Below are 3,355 nucleotides of genomic sequence, written 5' to 3' on the forward strand. Positions count from 1 at the left end.
CCTGGGCATCCTCAAGGCCGGCGGCGCCTACCTCCCGCTCGATGCCTCCTACCCGGCCCAGCGCCTCGCATTCATGTTGGAGGACGCTCCTCCAAGGCTGCTGCTCACCTCACAGGCACTGCGCTCCCAGCTCCCCGTCTCCGAGGCGTTGCCCTGCCTCCTCTGGGACGAGTTGAGCCTCGAGGGTCTGCCCACGTCCGCTCCGGACTCCGGCGTCACCTCGCGCAACCTCGCCTACGTCGACTTCACCTCCGGCTCCACCGGCAGGCCCAAGGGCGTCGCCATCGAGCACCGTTCCGTCCTGCGCCTGCTGCATGGCGCCTCCTACGCCCACCTCTCCCCCGAGGAGACCTTCCTCCTCCTCGCCCCCATCTCCTTCGACGCCTCCACCCTCGAAGTCTGGGGACCGCTGGTTCACGGCGCTCGCCTCGTCGTCTTCCCTCCCCAGTCCCCCAGCGACCTGGACCTGCTGACGCAGGTGCTGGAGCGCCACGCCGTCACCACGCTCCACCTCACCTCGGGCCTCTTCACCCAGGCCGTCGACCACAAGCTCGACAGTCTGCGCGGCCTGCGCCAGCTCCTCACCGGTGGCGATGTCGTCTCCGCCCCCCACGTCCGCCGCGTCCTGGAGCAGCTCTCCATTCCCGTCACGGCCTGCTACGGCCCCACCGAGAGCACCCTCTTCACCTCCTGCTTCCGGATGACTCGTCCCGAGCAGCCGGGTGACTCCGTTCCCATCGGCACCCCCATCGCCAACACCCAGGTGTACCTGCTCGACGCCCACCTGCGGCCCGTCCCCGTGGGCGTGCCCGGTGAGCTCTACATCGGCGGCGATGGCCTCGCCCGTGGCTACCTCTCCCGCCCGGATCTCACCGCCGAGCGCTTCCTCCCCAATCCCTTCTCCTCCCAGCCCGGTGAGCGGCTCTACCGCACCGGCGACCTCGCTCGCTGGCGCCCCGATGGTGTCCTCTCGTTCCTCGGCCGCCTCGACAACCAGGTGAAGGTGCGCGGCTACCGCATCGAGCCGGCCGAGGTGGAAGCCGCCCTCCTCTCCCACCCCGAGGTGCGTGAGGCCGTCGCCCTCGTCCGCGAGGACGTGCCCGGCGACAAGCGCCTCGTCGCCTACGTCGTGCCCGCGCTCTCCGATGTGGACTCGCTGCGGACCTTCCTCGCGCAGCGGCTCCCCGAGTTCATGCGGCCCTCCGCCTTCGTCGCGCTGGAGAGCCTCCCGCTCACCTCCAACGCCAAGGTGGATCGCAAGGCCCTGCCCGCTCCCGACGGCTCGCCCCACCTGCGCGCCCACCCGTACACGGCCCCCGCGACCTCCACCGAGGAGCAACTCGCCGCACTCTGGACCCAGGTGCTCCGCGTTCCCCAGGTGGGCCGCGACGACGACTTCTTCTCCCTCGGCGGCCACTCCCTCCTGGCCACCCAGGTGATGGCGCGCCTGTCCGCCACCTTCGGCGTTGAACTGCCGCTGCGTACCCTCTTCGAGGCCCCTACCCTGCGGAGCTTCGCGGCGCGCCTCGACGCCGCCTCCGAGTCCCGTGGCCCCGCACAACGTCCTCCGCTGGTGCCGGCGCCCCGCAGCGGCCCGCTGCCCCTCTCCTTCGCTCAGCAGCGGCTGTGGTTCCTGGAGCAGCTCGAGCCCAATAGCCCCCTCTACAACCTCCCAGCCGCCATCCGGCTCGAGGGCACCCTGGACCTCGACGCGCTCCGGCATGGCTTCCAGGAACTGGTGCGCCGCCACGAGTCCCTGCGCACCACCTTCCGCTCCGAGGCGGGCCAGCCCCTCCAGGTCATCGCTCCCTCCCTCTCTGTCCCCCTGGAGGTGGTGGACCTCTCGGGCCTCCCCTCCGAGCAACGGGAAGCGGAGCTGCGGCGTCTCGCCCAGGAGGATGCACAGCGCACCTTCCACCTCTCCACGGGTCCGCTCCTGCGCACCCAACTGTTGCGGCTCTCCGGCAGCGAGCACGTGTTGCTGCTCAACATGCACCACATCATCTCCGACGCCTGGTCCACGGGTGTCCTGGTGCGGGAGATGGCCGCCCTCTACGAAGCCCACCTCCAGGGCAAGCCCTCCGCATTGCCCGAGTTGCCGGTGCAGTACGCCGACTACGCCCTCTGGCAGCGCCAGTGGCAGAGCGATGTGCTCGAGCGGCAACTCTCATACTGGACGCAGCAGCTCGCCGGGATGCCCCAGGCCCTGGAGCTCCCCACCGACAAGCCTCGTCCTCCCGTCCAGTCCTTCCGCGGCGCCAGCGTTCCCGTCGTCCTCTCCAAGCCCCTCTCCGAGAAGCTGGAGCGGCTGTGTGAGCGTGAGGGGGTCACCCCCTTCATGGCCCTGCTGGCCACCTTCCAGTTGTTGCTCTCGCGTTACTCCCACCAGGACGACATCGCCGTCGGCTCCCCCATCGCCGGCCGCCGCGACGCCGGGCTCGAGGGCCTCATCGGCTTCTTCGTCAACACCCTCGTCCTGCGCTCCCGCATCGACGCTCGCGTCTCCTTCCGCTCGCTGCTCTCACAGGTCCGCTCCACCACCCTCGATGCCTTCGAGCACCAGGACCTGCCCTTCGAGAAGCTCGTCGAGGCGATCCAGCCCCAGCGTGACCTGAGCCGCTCTCCGCTCTTCCAGGTCATGTTCGCCCTGCAGAACGCCCCCACGTCCGAGATGGCGCTGCCAGGGCTGAAGCTGCGCCCCCTCGACGTGGAGAGCCGTGTCTCCAAGTTCGACGCCAACCTCGTCTTCACCTCCACCGAGCACGGCTTCCACGGCGTCTTCGAGTACGCCACCGACCTCTTCGAGCACTCCACCGCCGCTCGCATGATGGGTCACTTCCAGGTCCTCCTGGAGGCCGCCCTCTCCCGCCCCGACGCTTCACTCTCCGAGCTCCCCCTCCTCTCCGAGTCCGAGCGCCAGCAGGTGCTCGTCTCCTGGAACCAGACCTGGCAGGACTACCCGCGCGACTCCTGCATCCACCACCTCATCCAGCAGCAGGCGGCCCTGCGCCCCGATGCCATCGCCGTCGAGTTCGGCGAGCAGCGCCTCTCCTGGCGTGAGCTCGAGGAGCGCTCCAACGCACTCGCCCACCTGCTGCGCGCCCATGGCGTGGGGCCTGACGCCCTCGTCGCCCTCTGCCTCGAACGCTCCGTGGAGCTCATCGTCTCCCTGTTGGGCATCCTCAAGGCCGGCGGTGCCTACCTCCCGCTCGATGCTTCCTACCCGGCTCAGCGCCTCGCCTTCATGCTCGAGGACGCTCCTCCCCGCCTGCTTCTCACCTCTCGCGCCCTGCGCTCCCAGCTCCCGATCTCCGAGTCGTTGCCCTCTCTGGTCTGGGACGAACTGAGCCTGGAA

Annotated in this window: 1 protein-coding gene; it reads left to right on the forward strand. The window is 69.7% G+C overall.

Going from position 1 to position 3,355, the window contains the following annotated elements; translation table 11 throughout:
- Positions 1 to 3,355: non-ribosomal peptide synthetase (locus Q664_RS43235; RefSeq protein WP_043410472.1), on the forward strand; the 3,355-nt coding region annotated here is incomplete at both ends.

It is taken from the genome of Archangium violaceum Cb vi76 (assembly GCF_000733295.1).
In the GTDB taxonomy this organism is placed as follows: domain Bacteria; phylum Myxococcota; class Myxococcia; order Myxococcales; family Myxococcaceae; genus Archangium; species Archangium violaceum.